The organism is Ochrobactrum sp. WV_118_8 (assembly GCF_039631535.1).
In the GTDB taxonomy this organism is placed as follows: domain Bacteria; phylum Pseudomonadota; class Alphaproteobacteria; order Rhizobiales; family Rhizobiaceae; genus Brucella; species Brucella anthropi.
The window spans coordinates 2,009,681-2,026,022 of sequence record NZ_JBDIUZ010000001.1; the positions used below are offsets into that span (position 1 = coordinate 2,009,681).

Below are 16,342 nucleotides of genomic sequence, written 5' to 3' on the forward strand. Positions count from 1 at the left end.
ATTCTACTTTTGAAGCCCGTTATTTGGTGGGGGGATTACCCTCCCAAGGCTTTATCCAAGAGGAAAAACGCATGCCTGCGACATTGATCATCCCCGGCTACAAGGGATCGGAAGCAGGCCACTGGCAGCGCCAATGGTTGCATGACGATCCGTCAGCATTGCTCGTCGAACAGGACGACTGGCACTATCCGGTGCTATCCGACTGGATGCACGCACTCGAAGCCAAACTCGCCGAAAATCCGGGCGCCGTTCTGGTCGCCCATAGTCTCGGCTGCGCACTGGTCGCACATCTGGCCAGCCGACCGTCGGCAGCACATGTGGCGGGCGCCCTTCTCGTTGCACCTGCCGACGCGGAAACTATGGCCCGCAAGGACAGCCGTTTCCAGAGCTTTGCCCCGCTGCCGCGCCATGAGCTGGGCTTCCCTTCCATCGTCGTGGCAAGCCGCAACGATGAATATATGAGCTTTGCCAAAGCTGAAGCCCTTTCGCACGTTTGGGGATCGGGATTTGTCGATCTCGGCCATGCCGGCCATATCAACGTAGCAAGTGGTTTCAGTCGCTGGCCGGAAGGGATTATCCTTGCATCCTCTCTTCACAGAGAACCGGTAGCCAACACGCTTTCCCAAGCAGCGTGACCGTGAGAGCGGTTCCAGTCAAAATGGAACCGCTCCAGCTCTTTTGTATTTAAGCACCTTGCCTGCGTTCAAGCAGAACCTTCAAGACGAGCGTCAGAAGAGCGATCAAAGCGAGCGTCGAAGCCGCAGCGAATGCACCAGCGACATTATAGTCATTGAACAATAGTTCCACCTGAAGCGGCAGCGTATTGGTCTTGCCTCGGATTGCACCCGAAACGACCGACGTTGCCCCAAACTCTCCCATCACGCGCGCATTGCAAAGCACCGCACCATAGAGCAAAGCCCATTTGATATTGGGCAAGGTGACATAGAAGAAGGTTTGCCAGGCATTGGCGCCAAGCGTCAGAGCCGCTTCTTCTTCATCGCTCCCCTGCACTTCCATCAGCGGAATCAGTTCACGCGCCACGAAAGGTGAAGTGACGAAGAGACTGACAAGGAAGATCGCCGGAACCGTAAACATCACCTTGATGTCATAAGTTTCCAGCAATGGCCCCAGCAAACCTTGCGATCCATACAGGAAGAGATAGGTCACGCCGGCCACGATGGGCGAGACTGAAAACGGTATCTCAACGAAAGTGATCAGCAACCGCCGCCCCGGAAAACGGAACTTGGTTACAAGCCAAGCAACACAAACACCGAACGCCATATTGATCGGCACCACGACGATTGCTGTGAAAATGGTCAGCCAGACCGCATGCAATGTATCAGGCTTCAATATTTCACCGAAGAAGACATCGACGCCCTTGCTGAATGCGTAGGAGAAGATAATGGCCAGAGGCGCTCCAATGCAGACCACCGACAAGCCAGCCGCCAGCCAGATCAACAGATTGCGCACCGGTCCGGAATTTCGTGCCTGCAGGCTTGCGCTAGCGTTCTGCATAACGAAGCTGCCTTGCTTGAATGAGATTGGTCACAAGAAGCATCACGAAAGCCGTAACGAGCATCACGAATGCAAGTGCAGCGGCCGCGGGATAGTCATACTCGTCAAGTCGGATGAAAACGAGCAACGACGTCACTTCGGTTTCAAAGGGGAGATTGCCAGAGATAAAGACAATCGAACCAAACTCACCGAGGCTGCGGGCAAAGGAAAGCGACGAGCCTGCAAGGAAAGCTGGAAAGATGGTCGGCCAGATAATGTGTGAGAATGTCTGCCAGGAGCTGGCCCCAAGACTGCGGGCAGCTTCTTCCACATCAGCACTCATATCTTCAAGCACCGGCTGAACCGTGCGGATAACGAACGGGATGCTGGTGAAAAACATCGCGATCATGATGCCGAGCGGCGCATAAGCAACCTTTATCCCGATCGGTTCAAGGAACCGTCCAAACCAGCCATTTTGGGCAAATAGCGTCACCAATGCCAGACCGGCTATGGCAGTCGGCAGCGCGAAAGGAAGATCGACGGCGGCATCGATCAGACGTTTGCCGGGAAATTCATATCGCGTCAGTACCCAAGCCAGCAGAAGACCGAACAAGCCGTTAAAAATGGTGGCCACTGCGGCTGCGCTCAAGGTGATCTTATAGGTCGCTAGCGCCCGATCTGAAGTCACAATGCTCCAGAAGTCACTCCAGCCAAGACTTGCCGTTTTCAGAATCATGGCCAGCAGTGGCAAGGCCACGATAACAGCCAGATAAAGCAAAGTGCAGCCGAGGGTCAGTCCGAACCCCGGCAGCACAGAATTACGTTTCATGCTTAGAAGCGCCACTGGATTTTTCCAAAAAGCAAGGCGATCCCGTTAGGGATCGCCAGTTGGCTCTGTTTACTTGCCAGTGAAGAGCTGATCGAGCACTCCACCTTCGGCGAAATGTTCCTTCTGCACCTTCTCCCAGCCACCGAAAGCATCTTCAACCGTCACGAGACGCACATCAGGATAGATGTCCTTGTGCTTTGCAATGACATCCTTGTCGTGCACACGGTTGAAGTTCTGAGCCAGAATTTCCTGACCTTCCGGTGAATAGAGATAGTTCAGATAGGCTTCCGCTATCTTGCGCGATCCACGCTTGTCTACCACCTTGTCGACGACCGTAACGGGAAACTCCGCCAGCAGGCTGACTTCTGGGACAACGACATCATACTTGTCCGGTCCGAGAACTTTCTCAGTCCCACGTGTTTCAGCTTCAAACGTCACCAGCACGTCGCCAATGCCACGTTCGGCAAAAGTCGTCGTTGCTCCACGTCCGCCTGTATCGAAGACGGGAACATTCTTGAAAATCTTTCCGATGAACTCGTGTACCTTCGCCTGATCACCCTTGAACGCCTCGTTCGCGTAAGCCGTCGCAGCAAGATAAGTATAGCGCGCATTGCCTGAGGTCTTCGGGTTCGGGAAGATCACCTTCACGTCGTCACGCGCCAGATCGTCCCAATTCTTGATGTTCTTCGGATTGCCCTCACGAACGAGGAATGCTGGGAGGGAATAGTAAGGCGAAGAGTTGTTCGGAAGCCGCTTCTGCCAGTCCGCGGGAATCAGATTACCCTTGTCATGGAGGACCTGAACGTCGGTCACCTGATTGAAGGTCACCACATCCGCCTCAAGCCCTTCCAGAATCGAACGCGCCTGCTTGGAGGAGCCAGCATGGGATTGATTGACGGTTAGGTCCTCGCCGGTCTTGGTCTTCCAGTCAGCGATGAAGGCTTGATTGACCTGTTCGTAGAGTTCCCGCGCAATGTCATAGGAAACATTGAGTATTTCCTTCGGCTCCTGTGCCTGAACCGGTGCAGAGCCGAGACCGAGGGCTACCGCCGCATATAGAATAATTTTTCTCATTAGACCCATCCCCACCACGCTGTTTGCGAAAAGCGCTCTAAACTGGATTGTTTTCGGAAAACAAATCTAACGAGAGAAGAGACAAAATCAATCTAAATCATTGATTTAAATATATAAACTACTTTCAGAGTCATTCATGGAACCTGCGCCCAAACCACATGCTGGCATGAGAAAATAATTCTCATCAGGAGCGAAACCATAAAATGAAATGCAAAAAGGCAGGAGACCTCCGTCTCCTGCCTTCATAACTTTCTTAGACTCTGGACTTACCAGAAACCGCGATGCTGCCAGCACCAGAGAAAATTATGCTCGCCACGCTCCAGCCGACTACGGCGGCGGGCTGCAATCTCTTCCGCATTCAACTTCATCTCGCTCCAAGGCCGCTCCAGAAAGCCCGGAACACGCAAAACCGTATTCTTCATTTTCGTAGCGAGCAGCTGAACGGTTCGCTTCATGCCTGGCCTCCTCATTGCCTTACGCTCAAATATCATCGCGTTTTCGCCGCAACAATGAACGATAGGTTAATTTTGAAGGCTTCTCGGCTTTTGTCAATAACCCACTTATTTTATCGGAGTTAACTGCGTGAAATAATTTGCGAGCCAGACCAAACAACCCGCAAATTCATTCCTGTTAAACCTCATAGTCGGTTGAGGGCGTAATGCGTACCTTGCCGATATGACGACCATTCATCGACTCGATCTTGAACTCCAGACCATCGGCAACGAAGCTTTCTCCACCCAAAGGCAGGTGCCCGAGATGCCAGAGAACATAGCCGGCAAGGGTAGTATAACGGTCACCGTCATCCAGAAGGTCGCGTTCCAGAAGGCCGCTTAACCGGCGAATATCGGTAAAGCCGTCTACAAGATAACCACCTTGCCCGTCCGACTGCGCGACAGCCGCCTCTTCGTCTTCATCCGGAAACTCACCAGCAATGGCTTCCAGAACGTCGGTCGGCGTCACGACGCCTTCGAAAGAGCCATGCTCATCGACGACGACTGCGATCTGGACAGGTGAATTACGCAACTGCTCCATAACGCGCAGCACGTTTGCATTTTCATGCACGACAAGCGGCTGCTTTACAATCTTGTCCCAGTCGACAGGCTTCTTGTCACCAATGTCGAGCAAAAGGTCCCGGACCAACGCCACACCGATGAACTCGTCCACCTGACGGCGCGCGACGATGACGCGAGAATGTGACAGCTCCCGAATGGCCGCATCAAGTTCTGCTTCGTCTTCATCGAGGTCAAGCCACTCGATCTCGTTGCGCGGCGACATGATGGAACGCACAGGTCGATCAGCCAGATCAAGAACGCCGCGGATCATTCCCTTTTCTTCCGGCAGGAAGACATCACTGGCCGCTGTCTGCTGGGCAATCACGTCAACCGTGTCGGAAAGCGGGCTTTCGCCGCGACTGCCACCGAGTAGACGTAGGACGGCACCCGCAGTGCGCTCTCGCAGATCGTTGGTCGTGACCAGCTTTTCGCGATTGTGTCGCGACATCTGGTTGGCCGCTTCGATCAACACCGAGAAGCCGATCGCCGCATAAAGATATCCCCTTGGAATATGGAAGCCGAAACCCTCCACGACCAGACTGAAACCGATCATCATCAGGAAGCCAAGACACAGGATGACAACGGTGGGGTGTTTGTTGACAAAATCCATCAGCGGCTTGGAAGCAAGCATCATCACGCCGATGGCGATAATGACAGCAATCATCATGACCGGCAGATGCTGAACCATGCCCACAGCCGTGATGACACTATCCAGCGAGAACACGGCATCAAGCACGACAATCTGAACGATCACCTGCCAGAACACAGCATGTACGACCTTGGAACTCTTAGGCCCATGATCACTCTCCAGCCGCTCATGCAGCTCCATCGTGCCCTTGGCAAGGAGAAACAGACCACCAATTAGCATGATGATGTCTCGGCCCGAGAAAGACATCCCCATCAGCGAAACCAATGGCTCACGGAGGGTGACGATCCAGGAAATCGACGCCAGCAACACCAGACGCATCAAAAGAGCCAGAGTAAGGCCGATAAGTCGCGCGCGATTACGTTGGTGTGGGGGCAGTTTGTCGGCCAGAATGGCAATAAAGACGAGATTGTCGATACCGAGAACGATCTCGAGCACCACCAATGTCACCAAACCTATCCAGGCATTGGGGTCGGCAATCCAGTCCATGGACCAGTCCATGATATGTCGGCTCCTTTAAAGATCAGCAGAAATGGAAATTGGGAAATTCGTCGCAACAGCTTTGTGACCGGGCTGCATTTGTGCAGTCCAGTCTCTTCCGGGCGAAGTCTATCGGGAATTGTTCAATGCGCTGGAAGCCCGAACACCCCTCCGGGGAATTCGGACTTCGAGAAGACGAATCGTCAGAACTGTCGTCGGGCATAAAGCGCGATGAACCTTATATGAGGTGTCGCGAGGCCTGAATCCTCAGCCACACCGGTTGCCACATGGAACATATGGTCTGTTATTATGCAGACCGAAGCCTGTAGCACAAGAGGTCGATTATTCGGCTGGAGAGACCTGAACGCGGCGCTTACGCTCCCGACGTGGACGAGCTTTGAAAAAGCGCACACCGATAACCGTCGCAATGATGGTGACGATAGTGATTCCGATCACGAACCAAAACATGTGATCGCCATCCATTCTGGCGAAAACGCCTGCTCCACGACCTGCCAGCCAGCCCGGAAGGAACATCAGCGGAGCCCATACAAGCGCGGAGAGGACATTGGCTGTCTGGAAGCGCGTCTGATCCATAGACATCATACCGGCAACCATCGGCACGGTACAGCGCACGGGGCCGAAGAAACGACCAAGGAACACTGCAGAAAAACCATAGCGACGGAAGAGAAGGCGTGCACGCGCCACACCGCTGCGGTGCTTGTTGAGCGGCCACTTGTGAATAATATTGCGGCCCAGCCACCAGCCCAGGAAATAGGAGATGATATCGCCAATCACTGCGCCGATAATCGCACCGATTATAACGGGAATGGGTTCGATGATTCCGGCACCCACGAGGCCGCCAATAGCGATCATGATCGGCGTAGCTGGAATGAACATTCCTATAATGGCGAGAGATTCGCCGAAGGCGATAACGCCCACGATAGGCCCAGCCCATGCCCGATGATCGGAAATAAACTGTCCGAGATCGCCTATTATACTTTCCATTCCGTCCTCAAATGTCGCGAACCGGATTTTGAAACGATATGAGCCGTTTCTGTTTTCTTCGGCAAGGGCAACCCGGTGCATAAAGCGCCTTGCTCTGACAAATCTTAGGGGCGGCGCCGGTGTCCGTGACTTCAGAACCACTACCAACCGATCAAGTCTTTTATATGCCGTAGTTTCTCAGACAAGCATCAATAATTGATGACATGGCTGCGACATTTGCAGCGTGACTCTACTCCCTGAACGAAACCTCCCCACCGCACGTATTAGTCCAGCATCGGCGAATATGGAGCCGCAGGGTTCCGCTTACAACGCCGAAAACGTGAAAAAATGAATCAAATCAAGAATCTCTCATTTTTGATTCTCAAAAGAGCGACCAGAAAACACAACCAGAATGCACATACCCTGAAAAAGACACCGGTAACGCGCAGATATGGATTTTCGGAAGGCCCGCATTTCCGGGCTTTTTACGCAAGCTGTTATTTTTTTCAGAAATTTTGCAGTTGGAGGCTGGACAGGTGGAAAAGAGGCCGTTATAGAACCGCTCACTTCACCGGGGCCGCTGCCTCGGCAAAGCGAGTGGGTGATTAGCTCAGTTGGTAGAGCAGCTGACTCTTAATCAGCGGGTCGTAGGTTCGATCCCTACATCACCCACCATTTTTCGCTTTATTCTCAATGAGTTACCGCTGATAACCAAGGTCACGAGAAACACCCAAGGTCACGACAGGGTCACACACCCTCCCCGCCTCAAGGTCACAAAAAATCCAGACGGTTTATGCTCCTGACAACATATTTGGTTTTATGTCCTGTAAGCCATATTGTTGAAAAAATATGATTAGCAAGCTATATAGCGGTCGGAGACCTTGCTATGAGCAAACCACATCTGTCCATTTTTACTGGAAAGCCAACACACGCACATCCGCTCGATGTCACATGCATAAAATGTGGACGAGTGAGTCGCGCGTATACGCGTGAAAAAGCTGAAAAGCAGGTTGAAGAATCAAACGACTGGATCAACAGCCTGCCTGCGTCTGAGCAATCTCGACATACGCGCGCGAGCCTAAATATGTATGTGTGCTTGGGATGCGGCGGCACCGAATTCAGAAAATCTGAAAACGGTGATTGTCCAGACGGAGTGACTTTATCGCCCGTTATTTACACTCCTTGAAAGTCAACATATAGTGCTAATTTCAGCGACACTCGCAACATATGGCGTTTCATGCTATTATGATGGTTCAATTGAATCGCGAGGTCGTGAAAATGAAATTGAATGCCGTTCCGTATGATGAGAATCTCATCATGATTTTCCGCGCTGACGAGTGCTTTAACGCACAAACTCGTCATATCATTGAAATGCGTCCTGCAACCAGTTCTGAGTATCTATACGAAGTGGATACTGAGAGATTCTATATTTCAAATCAGAAACGTATTGATGACGAAATCAAACATTTTGGACACGCATTTTTTCGTCTTAGGTCATACAAAGAAAGAGAAAAATCTCGGCATGAGGTTATTCTCCGTGTTCTTAATGAGTGCGGTATCTTACAATAGAAACCGACGCTAAAATTATATTCCTGCTCGGTAATATCCGACGTCTAAATCAGCCCAAAATTACCGAGCGGTAATACGCATCGTTGGCAATCCATTTCAAATTGAGATGATTTGAATTTATCACCTATCGGTGACATAATCCGAATGCGAGCAGAAAGGGGCTGTTGATCCGAGGCACCGTGATCCTGACGCCGACGACATCGGATCTAATGCGAAAAAGTTGGGCTATCGCTCCCTTCAGTCGTCACTTTCCTTTTAATCTAACAGACAATAAAAAAGGCCTCCGAAGAAGCCTATTTTTGATGTCGTATTACAATGGAATCCTACTGTTAGATTCCAATGCTTTTCTGCTGTCACGCCGCGACTAGCACCAAGTCGTCTTCATATTTTCTCGCTAGCTGAATCAAGTCGCCCAATGTCGCCGTGCAATCATCCAGTCGCCAAAGGCGTTCATTGATTTGCGATATCCGATGCCCCTCTTCTCTCAACAGCGATATCATCTGATCCTGCGCAATCGGCGTATCTTTCATACCATACCTATGCGCTTCAAGCACGATAGCAGCGGCTGCTCCTCGATATCCCCTGATCACATCACGGAAATCAGCTTCAGCTTCACGCTGTTTTTTCTCTTGAAGTGCAGAGATTTTCACTGCTTCTGGAAGTCGGGCGATAAGCTTGTCGCCAGACGCTTCGAAAGTGATATCTGTGAGCGGCATGTCCTGAGCAGAAATTCGGGCGTTATTTCCGAGAAATTCGAGCACGAAGGTCGGCTGAAATCGTATAGCTTCAGGCTCTTTCAGAACAGGTGCTGTCGGTGATTTTGAATGTCGGATTATTATTATTCCGACTTCATCACCCTTTTCTACCGTATATCTATCTCCAATTTTAAGGCCGATAGATTGAAGAGCGGATGGGTCTAGATGTAAGCAGCCTTTCGACACCGATGTGTATCGCTCTGCGTTAGAATACTTTTGTCTAAATTTAAAAAGTCCTATTTTCCCGGTATAAGTCATCTCGATTTCCTTTCAACGACTAAGTAGAAGGAAATCGTGCACGTAGTTTATCGTCGGCGCAAATTGCATAATCAATACAATATGTTGACGATATTAGATAAAATCTTATCTAGTTAACCAATGTTGCTTGAAAATAATTTAAAAAATGCCCGGACAAGACTCCGAGATCCTGCTATATCGTCGAGCAACCAAGGAGATCAACAATGTCACGCGAAGGCAACAACGTCATTTTTGGATCGGCTGCTACTATCGCATTTCTGGCTTCGGGTGCGTACGACGCACACCAACGAGGAATGGCTGCTGTGCGTGCTGCTCGACAAGCTGAAGACGATGCTCGTTATGATGCGGCGGTGAATGAAATTGTCAGGGACGCTGAAGAGATGGGCAAGCTTGCAATGAAATTGGCTCAGGAACTCGCCGCTGAACGTCAGAAAAACGAAAGCCTGACACGTCTTTTGGAACAGCGTCAGGCTTTGTTAGAGCGTATGCGTAAAGCTTAAACGTATCATTTTCCGGGCAGAGTTGCGTAGCAAGCCAGCATTGCTTTCAGAGCCGCTGATGACTGTTTGAGAGAATATTTATAAGGCCCGACTTCGAGCAAGCTTGAAGATGAGATTGTTTCGATGATATCGGCTTTCCACTTAGTAGACGCAATTATATCTGCTTCGCCTTCTGTTTCCGTTTCCAGTTCAAAACCATCAGCTTTTACGATGATATTTTTCTGTGGCGATTTCATTTTCTTATCTAAAAAGACAAGAACCATGAGGTTCGGACTTTCCTGTTCTGGGGTAGATTTTATCGCATGCACAAACATCAAGCTGGTAGGTTTTCCGGTCGTCGTAGCCGAGCATGAACATTTGGATTTCAGGATTTTCCACGGCCCAATCGTTTTCTGAAGATACGTCTTTGAATTAGGTGGCGCATAGCAATATTCGAATGATTGCGCATTAGCTTGCCCTAGAAAAAAGGCGCTCATTACGAGCGCCATCGACATCACTATTTTCATGCCCATATCCCCTTTAATGAGCAGATATTGCCTGAACCGAGGCGGTCAGGCAAAGACTTTAAGCAAACGCAGGATTCAATCTGTATGCATGAATCCTCTCTGCCATTTTTGATGTCTGAACAGACTTTTCAGCAGATTCATTCCTTTCAAATTTCGGCAGGCCACCAACACCGCATTTTTTTCCGCTCATAGCTCTCGTGCATGCGTCTAATCCTGCCTTTGAAAGCCTAGCGAGATCGGCATCCGAGAGCTGAAAAAGCCAGTATTGCTGATCATCAGTGAGCGCGCTGAGATCGATAGTCGAGCGCTCAGACGGCGACTGTGCACACGCATATCTATAGAGAGTGTGTCCAGCGTCAGATGTTGGTTTTAGAAGCTTATCGGAAGTCGGAAGACCTATATCAGTATCGCTTTTTCTAACTTCCGATAATATATCTGACGGCTTAATTGCCAGCTGCGGAATCTGACGGCTAGGCACAGGCATCGGCTTCATACCGAAGATTTTCAATATCAAATTCAACACCGCGATAATCATTTTCTCGATCCAAATCAGCGTATTAGCTGCCATTCGGAACGGTGCGACAATCTGACTTTTGAACATGGGTTTTCTCCTTAATTACTCATAGAAGACCATTCTCGCGTCGTAACACGCAAGTTACAAAAAACTATTCAACATGTTGAATAAACGTAGTTTTCCATAATGCACTCAATTGAAGCATGTATTGAGTGTATTATGGAAATATAGAGCCGTGATTATGTCGGCGTAATTATCACTTGTATTAGTCATCAATACGAACCATCATTTTTATACATACATTATTTAAGGAGTAGCTATGTCACTAAGAGAGTTTGAAAACCAAATTGCTGAATACGCAAAAATCGTTGACGTGAAAGAATGGATGCACGGTTTCGATCTAGTCACCGTCGATACAGTGAATGGACATCGGATGACGTTGTATGTCGACGAAACGCTTGATGCTATCGAACATGTAAAAGCACTCGCTGAGTACGGCATCTACGCGCCAAATTTCATTGAAAATGAAGACGGCGATTTTGTCGAGCAACTGACAGACGAAGACATCGAAGAGAGGTTGATCATCCGCGAAGAAAAAAGGGGAGAAAAGCTGTGGTCTATGTAAGCGCAAAAAAAATGAACCCGCATCCGATTCATCCGTCACACACAACGGCCGACCAGATCCGCGACGCTTTCATGCATATAAAATGGCAGCTAGTCCGCAAAGGCTGGAAAACAGAGGACTTCACAGGTCTTCTCGGAATCCCTCGTCAATCCTGGTATCAGTATGGACATAAGCTCGAAAGCGCAGGATATCGTCAGATATCCGCTGATTCATTGGACGTACTTCGTCAAGAAGCCGCTCAGGAAATCGTGGCTATAGTAGACGGATATCATGACCCATTTGGGCGCGAGCGCGATACATGGATTGTCGGCGATTTGACGACAAAATCGCGTACCAGAGCTTTATATAGAGCAGCTCTGACTGGTGAAGCCGTAGTACCTGGCGTTCACAACAAGCACGCAGACGATCTGAGTGATGACGAAGCTCTGATGATGAGATGGTTTCGCGCTGCACAACATGCGTCTCGCGATCAACTCGTCGCGGCAACTGACCTTTCAAAATACGATGTTGGACGCGTCGGACTTCATGCCTGCAAATGGGGAATTCCGCCGACAGAGGCGTGGGTCGACAATCTCGAACGAGCAATCGGCGTCTAAAAAGCGCCGATTTTTTCGTCGGCGGAAATTCATTTAAGATAAATCGGCCGATGAAAATGGTAGTTGTCAATTATTAATTTCAAATAATGCACCTGTATTCATCAATGTTGGACAACAAATTTTGCAGTAGACTAAAAATCATATAAAAATGATACTTGTATTGATCATAAATACGAAACATCATTTATACATGAGCAGCGAAACAAACAACCCAGAATAGCTCATGAGAGGAAATAATATGTCTAAGAATGATATTGAAGTATGGAATAGCTACGCAAAGAAGCTTGTAGAAGCACATGGTTTTACTATTGAAAAATATTATGAGGATGGCGTCACACCAATAAAATATTTATCGAAGAAAGTTGGTGTAAGACTCGGAGAAGCCAGTAAATATGTTTACGGATATAGCATAAACATAGAAGAAGATTGTATTCGAGCTGGAACATACGTTGATAAAGATTATGATGTTGATCAAGATATACATAAATTTGCATTCGAAAATGAAAATGGAATACTAAATTTTGAATATATAATGAATTTAGTTCTAGAAGACCCAGAAAAATTCGCTACGATGACTATATTTGAACTGGTCGGCGAAGTCCAAGATGATTGGTATGATTGATTTAACATTAAAGAGAATGGAGGCCTTGGAAACCGTGGCCTTCACAACAAAAACAATAATGAGAGGAACTCTAAAATGAGCAATAAATATTCACCCTTGGTAAAATCTGTTGACTATGACGGTGACCGCCGAGCAATTGTATGGCTGACAGGACACGGCAGATGCATGCTCGATATCGCGAGCTACTTTGAGATTTATATCAACAAAAACAATATCGTAATCGACTGGATGAATGATTGTCGCGAAGAGCAAAGCATTAAAATTTCAACACTGAATCCGATGCGGTATATGGAATTTCCATCTGAAGCCATTCAACATATAGAGAAATATAAAGATGAGATTTTGGCTGAGGAAGAACGGTGCTTCAGCTACTGAAGAATGATCAGCCTACAAGCCACCAACCCTCGGATTTCCGAGGGTTTAAGCGAAGAGATCTAGTTCCGTATGATGAAGCAACAAGATACCAGACATATCCGCTAGTTCACGGGCAGACTTCGTAAAAGACTGATTGGTTACCACTGCCGCCATGTCGGTTCGGTAGTATTTTTGAGCGGCAATAGCCTCTTGAACGGCCTTATTTCCAATTGGCTTCGAATATTTTTTGCACTGTAGCACAAGCGAGTGGCCATCTTTATGAGCCAAAACGTCAGCTCCTTGATCACCACTTGCCCGAGTTATTGATGACGCCCATCCCATGGTTTCAAGCCTGCGTGAGCAATATTGCTCGTATTCTAAGGGATTCAGTTCATCGATTTTGGTATCTTCAGACAGCAGTGCTTGGTATTCGGTGTCGATAAGATCACGCAATTTTTGAACGTTTTTCTGTGACGATAGCCACAGAACGCCAAAACCGTGGTACTCAGGATTTAATTTCTGCGGCAGCACGTCTCTTATGTATCTGCGCAGTTCTTTTTCCCATTTTTCTGTATTTGGAATACCGAACTCATCTTTTGTGGAAAGCTGCATCCGCTTCTTAGCAAGCGTTTTGCCGTCGTTTCTAATCACACCTAAAAATATTGCTTCCCGATCTGGCTCGTTTCCCTTCCCACCGTATCGGCGCACCAGAAAACTCCAAATTAACGCGCCAAAGATCCATACTAAGAACAATGTGATGAAAAGGGATATGATCCAAAGCGGGGTAAAGGCGAATGCGATAATTTTTGTAAAGAAATTCTCTGTGTACCAACCGTTTTCAACGAGTAAGACAAATATCCAGTTCCCCGCCACGGCACATATCGCGAAACCGATGTATTGAAGTGTCACCAGCACAATGCTTGTTTCTTCACGATCTATGGAAAATTCTCGCAAGGATGGTTCGTTTTTACGTCTATTTCTACTCATTTTGGAGTGGCCCGCCCGATTCTAATTCAGTAGTCAAATAGCAAAAATTCGCTGATTCTACAGCTTTGACTCAGCCAACAGCCGCCTGACGCCGCCCAACTTTTGACGACAATCCTCTCCCGCCTCCGATACCTTGATCAGGTACAAAGCGACCTCTTTCTGGCTCTTCCAGACTTCCCGCGCTTCAGGCTCCGACATGCACGTGAGCAGCGCTTCAGGAATCTGAATCTGTCGCGTTTCGACCTTCGTCACGACTTCTGTCGCAGGCTTATGAGCGCACCCGGAAATCAGTAAAATGGCCGTAGAAAATCCGATTAACATCTTCACTGGACACCTCCAGCAAACTTCTTCTTTCTCAAATTTTCCAAGACAGGTGCCACTGGCCCATCATTTTCAGGTGCCGTCGATGCAATTTCACGCTCCAATTCCCGATTCAAAACGGATGTTTCGTTGAGAGAAGTTTGCACATCATTTAGCAGATCAAGCGTTCTCTTATGCTCGGCATCAGCCTGTTTCACGGCCTCCGCGTTGGCGTTTGCGACGTCGACTGTGATTTTCAATTGTGCATTCGCGAGGGCGAGCTGGGCGTCGGATTCATCCAATTTCGATTTCAGATGCGAAATGTAGAGCCAGCCGCCAATAATGATGGCTGCGAGTGAAAGTCCGAGGATGAGACGGATGTTGGAGAAGATCGTCATTATTCCTCTCCTTTAGATTCCGATTTTTCATCTCGACGGCGCTTGAACGCCAGCCCGAGTATGTCGGTAAACAAGCCCGGAATGCCTTTCGAAGTGCGGAAATCCATGTGTCCAACGCCCATGTAGATCGCGAGCAATGCCACGACCCATGGGCCGAGTTCACCAATTATGGCGGCGGTATCTGGATTGCGAATTAGTAGGCCAACGCCTGCTATACAGAAAAAAGCCGCAAGCGATGCGACAGTGATCTTCTTTGAAAATCGTCTTGTGATCTCTTTTTCCGTGTTCATGCGGACACCTGCAATCTGGCTTGGAGACCGCTTGCCTCGGCTATCGACAGAAGCATTTTCATGCCCAGCTCGTGACCATTTCCTGTGCGAATTTTGCGTATGTGGCCGTCTCGAACAGACGGATATCGCGTCGCTATTTCGGCCGCAGATAAATTGTTTTGTCTGATGTGATTTTCTAGAGCGACGACTAAGTCGTCCTGAAGATTACGAAAAGAAGCGCATCTGTATGAGAATGGAGAGATCGGGCGGGCCATTATTTTGACCCTCCTTTTAGCAGATCCGCGTATTCAGATTTTGCATCGAATGACGGACAGGCTTTACCTTTGTCGAAATCGCGATGTCCAACGAGCGTGGTGATCTTGTATTTTTGGACAAGGTCACCGAGTAATTTGCGCAACGCAACTTTTTGCTCAGGTGTCCGCGTGTCCTTGGGCTTCATGTTTTTATTGACGCCGCCGACGTAAACAACCCCAATTGAACCCGAATTATGGCCCGCTACGTGCGCTCCGACCTGGTCAACTGGACGGCCAGTGTGAACAGAACCATCGCGATAGACGACGAAATGGTAACCAATGTCTTTCCATCCGTTATCGCGGGTGTGCCACATACGGATGGTTTTTACGTCGACGTCGCGGCCTTCTGGAGTAGCTGTGCAGTGAATTACTAAAGTATTGATATTTCGCATTAAAATGGGAACTCTGAATTAATGTTCCCATTATGTTCTTTTTAAATGTAAGTTGCAAGAATTTAGTTTAACCGTCGCTCCATCTTCCGTCTGATGTTAAATAAAGGCCATCTCCGAGATAAACTGGGCCTCCATCTCCACCAAATATTTCGTATAAGTTTTCTCCGATATCATTACTTCTATTGGTTCTTTGTTTGAGACCATTGGTTCGCTTATCGGACCTGCCTTGTGGAATCATATACTTAGCGTAATCACCAGTATTTTTTTGAAATTCATCTGCGAATTCTACAATCATTTCATAAAGATTGATTTTACTATGAGATAGAGCGTGCCTGACTATGTTACTGTTATCAAGAAACAGACGAAGCCCAAGCCTTCCATCAGGTTGTATTGCACCATTAACAGTATCATTTACGATCTGAAGATCTATTCCATTTGAGCGGAAGATAATATTGCTGAATTGTGTCTGATTTCGGTAGCTAAAACCAGATCGGAACATTCGGCTTACTGTACGATGCTGTCGCCATCGTCTTGAAATCAAATGATTGTAAACGTCAATATCACGACATATACCTTTATGCGCAAAAGATCGTGGAGGGAGAACCATCCCATTTGTCGATGAGGAGGTTTCAGAAACTAAACAAGCAACGTAGTTTTTACAATCCCAATTAAGATACTCCAAAGCCATTACTTGGGCTCTCTTAAATTTTGCATTGTCGGCATAATTTCGAATAATGACTTCGTCGCCGAACTTGACATCAGTTCTATTGCAGTCGACGCAATATACCTTTGAACTGTTTGAGAATCTCACGAATGCGATTATG

General features: G+C 48.1%; 23 protein-coding genes and 1 tRNA gene. 9 read left to right on the forward strand and 15 right to left on the reverse strand.

What is annotated here, in order from left to right:
- Positions 1-71: 71 nt before the first annotated feature.
- Entirely contained in the window at positions 72-635 is a 564-nt protein-coding gene (locus ABDF71_RS09750) for an alpha/beta hydrolase (protein ID WP_010659818.1), read from the forward strand.
- 49 nt (positions 636-684) lie between these two features.
- Here the strand turns inward: ABDF71_RS09750 and cysW are convergent, their stop codons facing one another.
- The 6 genes from cysW to ABDF71_RS09780 all read right to left on the reverse strand — a co-directional run bounded on the left by cysW (position 685) and on the right by ABDF71_RS09780 (position 6,580).
- Positions 685-1,515 (reverse strand): sulfate ABC transporter permease subunit CysW, encoded by an 831-nt coding sequence (cysW, locus tag ABDF71_RS09755; protein ID WP_500061495.1) that lies wholly within the window; start codon positions 1,513-1,515, stop codon positions 685-687.
- Positions 1,502-2,323 (reverse strand): sulfate ABC transporter permease subunit CysT, encoded by an 822-nt coding sequence (gene cysT, locus ABDF71_RS09760; RefSeq protein ID WP_375849749.1) that lies wholly within the window; start codon positions 2,321-2,323, stop codon positions 1,502-1,504. The genes cysW and cysT overlap by 14 nt, the downstream gene beginning before the upstream one ends.
- 69 nt (positions 2,324-2,392) lie before the next feature.
- On the reverse strand, positions 2,393-3,397 hold the full coding sequence (locus ABDF71_RS09765; RefSeq protein ID WP_479883560.1) for a sulfate ABC transporter substrate-binding protein: 1,005 nt from the start codon (positions 3,395-3,397) through the stop codon (positions 2,393-2,395).
- 266 nt (positions 3,398-3,663) lie between these two features.
- Positions 3,664-3,852, reverse strand: a complete 189-nt coding sequence (locus tag ABDF71_RS09770) for a hypothetical protein (RefSeq protein WP_010659814.1) — start codon at positions 3,850-3,852, stop codon at positions 3,664-3,666.
- Positions 3,853-4,027: 175 nt separating this feature from the next.
- Positions 4,028-5,596 carry a TerC family protein gene (locus tag ABDF71_RS09775; RefSeq protein WP_500061496.1) on the reverse strand — a complete coding sequence of 523 codons (1,569 nt, stop codon included), beginning with the start codon at positions 5,594-5,596 and terminating at the stop codon, positions 4,028-4,030.
- 321 nt (positions 5,597-5,917) lie between these two features.
- Entirely contained in the window at positions 5,918-6,580 is a 663-nt protein-coding gene (locus tag ABDF71_RS09780) for a DedA family protein (protein ID WP_010659812.1), read from the reverse strand.
- Positions 6,581-7,158: 578 nt separating this feature from the next.
- Between ABDF71_RS09780 and ABDF71_RS09785 the strand changes: the two genes are divergently transcribed.
- The 3 genes from ABDF71_RS09785 to ABDF71_RS09795 all read left to right on the forward strand — a co-directional run bounded on the left by ABDF71_RS09785 (position 7,159) and on the right by ABDF71_RS09795 (position 8,128).
- Positions 7,159-7,234: transfer RNA gene (locus tag ABDF71_RS09785), tRNA-Lys, on the forward strand.
- Between the two features lie 211 nt (positions 7,235-7,445).
- Complete coding sequence (locus tag ABDF71_RS09790; RefSeq protein ID WP_152848720.1) at positions 7,446-7,745, forward strand: hypothetical protein; 300 nt, start codon at positions 7,446-7,448, stop codon at positions 7,743-7,745.
- 92 nt (positions 7,746-7,837) lie between these two features.
- On the forward strand, positions 7,838-8,128 hold the full coding sequence (locus tag ABDF71_RS09795) for a hypothetical protein (protein WP_500061497.1): 291 nt from the start codon (positions 7,838-7,840) through the stop codon (positions 8,126-8,128).
- A gap of 353 nt (positions 8,129-8,481) precedes the next feature.
- Here ABDF71_RS09795 and ABDF71_RS09800 read toward each other — a convergent pair whose 3' ends face one another.
- Positions 8,482-9,141, reverse strand: a complete 660-nt coding sequence (locus ABDF71_RS09800) for a hypothetical protein (RefSeq protein ID WP_500061498.1) — start codon at positions 9,139-9,141, stop codon at positions 8,482-8,484.
- 203 nt (positions 9,142-9,344) lie between these two features.
- Here ABDF71_RS09800 and ABDF71_RS09805 point away from each other — a divergent pair, with 203 nt between their 5' ends.
- Entirely contained in the window at positions 9,345-9,641 is a 297-nt protein-coding gene (locus ABDF71_RS09805; RefSeq protein ID WP_500061499.1) for a hypothetical protein, read from the forward strand.
- A 5-nt stretch (positions 9,642-9,646) separates the two neighbouring features.
- Here the strand turns inward: ABDF71_RS09805 and ABDF71_RS09810 are convergent, their stop codons facing one another.
- Together ABDF71_RS09810 and ABDF71_RS09815 are read right to left on the reverse strand one after the other, a co-directional pair.
- Entirely contained in the window at positions 9,647-10,147 is a 501-nt protein-coding gene (locus ABDF71_RS09810) for a hypothetical protein (protein ID WP_146200200.1), read from the reverse strand.
- A gap of 58 nt (positions 10,148-10,205) precedes the next feature.
- Positions 10,206-10,748 carry a hypothetical protein gene (locus ABDF71_RS09815; protein WP_500061500.1) on the reverse strand — a complete coding sequence of 181 codons (543 nt, stop codon included), beginning with the start codon at positions 10,746-10,748 and terminating at the stop codon, positions 10,206-10,208.
- 232 nt (positions 10,749-10,980) lie between these two features.
- Here ABDF71_RS09815 and ABDF71_RS09820 point away from each other — a divergent pair, with 232 nt between their 5' ends.
- The 4 genes from ABDF71_RS09820 (at position 10,981) to ABDF71_RS09835 (ending at position 12,879) form a co-directional block, all read left to right on the forward strand.
- Positions 10,981-11,286 (forward strand): hypothetical protein, encoded by a 306-nt coding sequence (locus ABDF71_RS09820; protein ID WP_109368762.1) that lies wholly within the window; start codon positions 10,981-10,983, stop codon positions 11,284-11,286.
- A complete protein-coding gene (locus tag ABDF71_RS09825) occupies positions 11,274-11,882 on the forward strand; it encodes a hypothetical protein (protein WP_500061501.1) in 609 nt (202 codons plus the stop codon). Before ABDF71_RS09820 ends, ABDF71_RS09825 begins: the two co-directional genes overlap by 13 nt.
- A 238-nt stretch (positions 11,883-12,120) precedes the next feature.
- On the forward strand, positions 12,121-12,504 hold the full coding sequence (locus tag ABDF71_RS09830) for a hypothetical protein (RefSeq protein WP_500061502.1): 384 nt from the start codon (positions 12,121-12,123) through the stop codon (positions 12,502-12,504).
- A 75-nt stretch (positions 12,505-12,579) separates the two neighbouring features.
- Positions 12,580-12,879, forward strand: coding sequence for a hypothetical protein (locus ABDF71_RS09835; RefSeq protein ID WP_500061503.1), 300 nt, complete (start codon positions 12,580-12,582; stop codon positions 12,877-12,879).
- Positions 12,880-12,924: 45 nt separating this feature from the next.
- Here ABDF71_RS09835 and ABDF71_RS09840 read toward each other — a convergent pair whose 3' ends face one another.
- From ABDF71_RS09840 to ABDF71_RS09865, 6 genes are all read right to left on the reverse strand, one after another.
- Positions 12,925-13,845, reverse strand: coding sequence for a restriction endonuclease (locus ABDF71_RS09840; RefSeq protein WP_500061504.1), 921 nt, complete (start codon positions 13,843-13,845; stop codon positions 12,925-12,927).
- Between the two features lie 57 nt (positions 13,846-13,902).
- Positions 13,903-14,172 carry a hypothetical protein gene (locus ABDF71_RS09845; RefSeq protein ID WP_500061505.1) on the reverse strand — a complete coding sequence of 90 codons (270 nt, stop codon included), beginning with the start codon at positions 14,170-14,172 and terminating at the stop codon, positions 13,903-13,905.
- Positions 14,169-14,543 carry a hypothetical protein gene (locus tag ABDF71_RS09850; protein ID WP_500061506.1) on the reverse strand — a complete coding sequence of 125 codons (375 nt, stop codon included), beginning with the start codon at positions 14,541-14,543 and terminating at the stop codon, positions 14,169-14,171. Before ABDF71_RS09850 ends, ABDF71_RS09845 begins: the two co-directional genes overlap by 4 nt.
- Positions 14,543-14,833, reverse strand: a complete 291-nt coding sequence (locus ABDF71_RS09855) for a hypothetical protein (RefSeq protein WP_500061507.1) — start codon at positions 14,831-14,833, stop codon at positions 14,543-14,545. Before ABDF71_RS09855 ends, ABDF71_RS09850 begins: the two co-directional genes overlap by 1 nt.
- A gap of 253 nt (positions 14,834-15,086) precedes the next feature.
- Positions 15,087-15,518, reverse strand: coding sequence for an N-acetylmuramoyl-L-alanine amidase (locus ABDF71_RS09860; protein ID WP_500061508.1), 432 nt, complete (start codon positions 15,516-15,518; stop codon positions 15,087-15,089).
- Positions 15,519-15,585: 67 nt separating this feature from the next.
- Positions 15,586-16,206 (reverse strand): hypothetical protein, encoded by a 621-nt coding sequence (locus ABDF71_RS09865; protein ID WP_500061509.1) that lies wholly within the window; start codon positions 16,204-16,206, stop codon positions 15,586-15,588.
- Positions 16,207-16,342 lie beyond the last annotated feature (136 nt).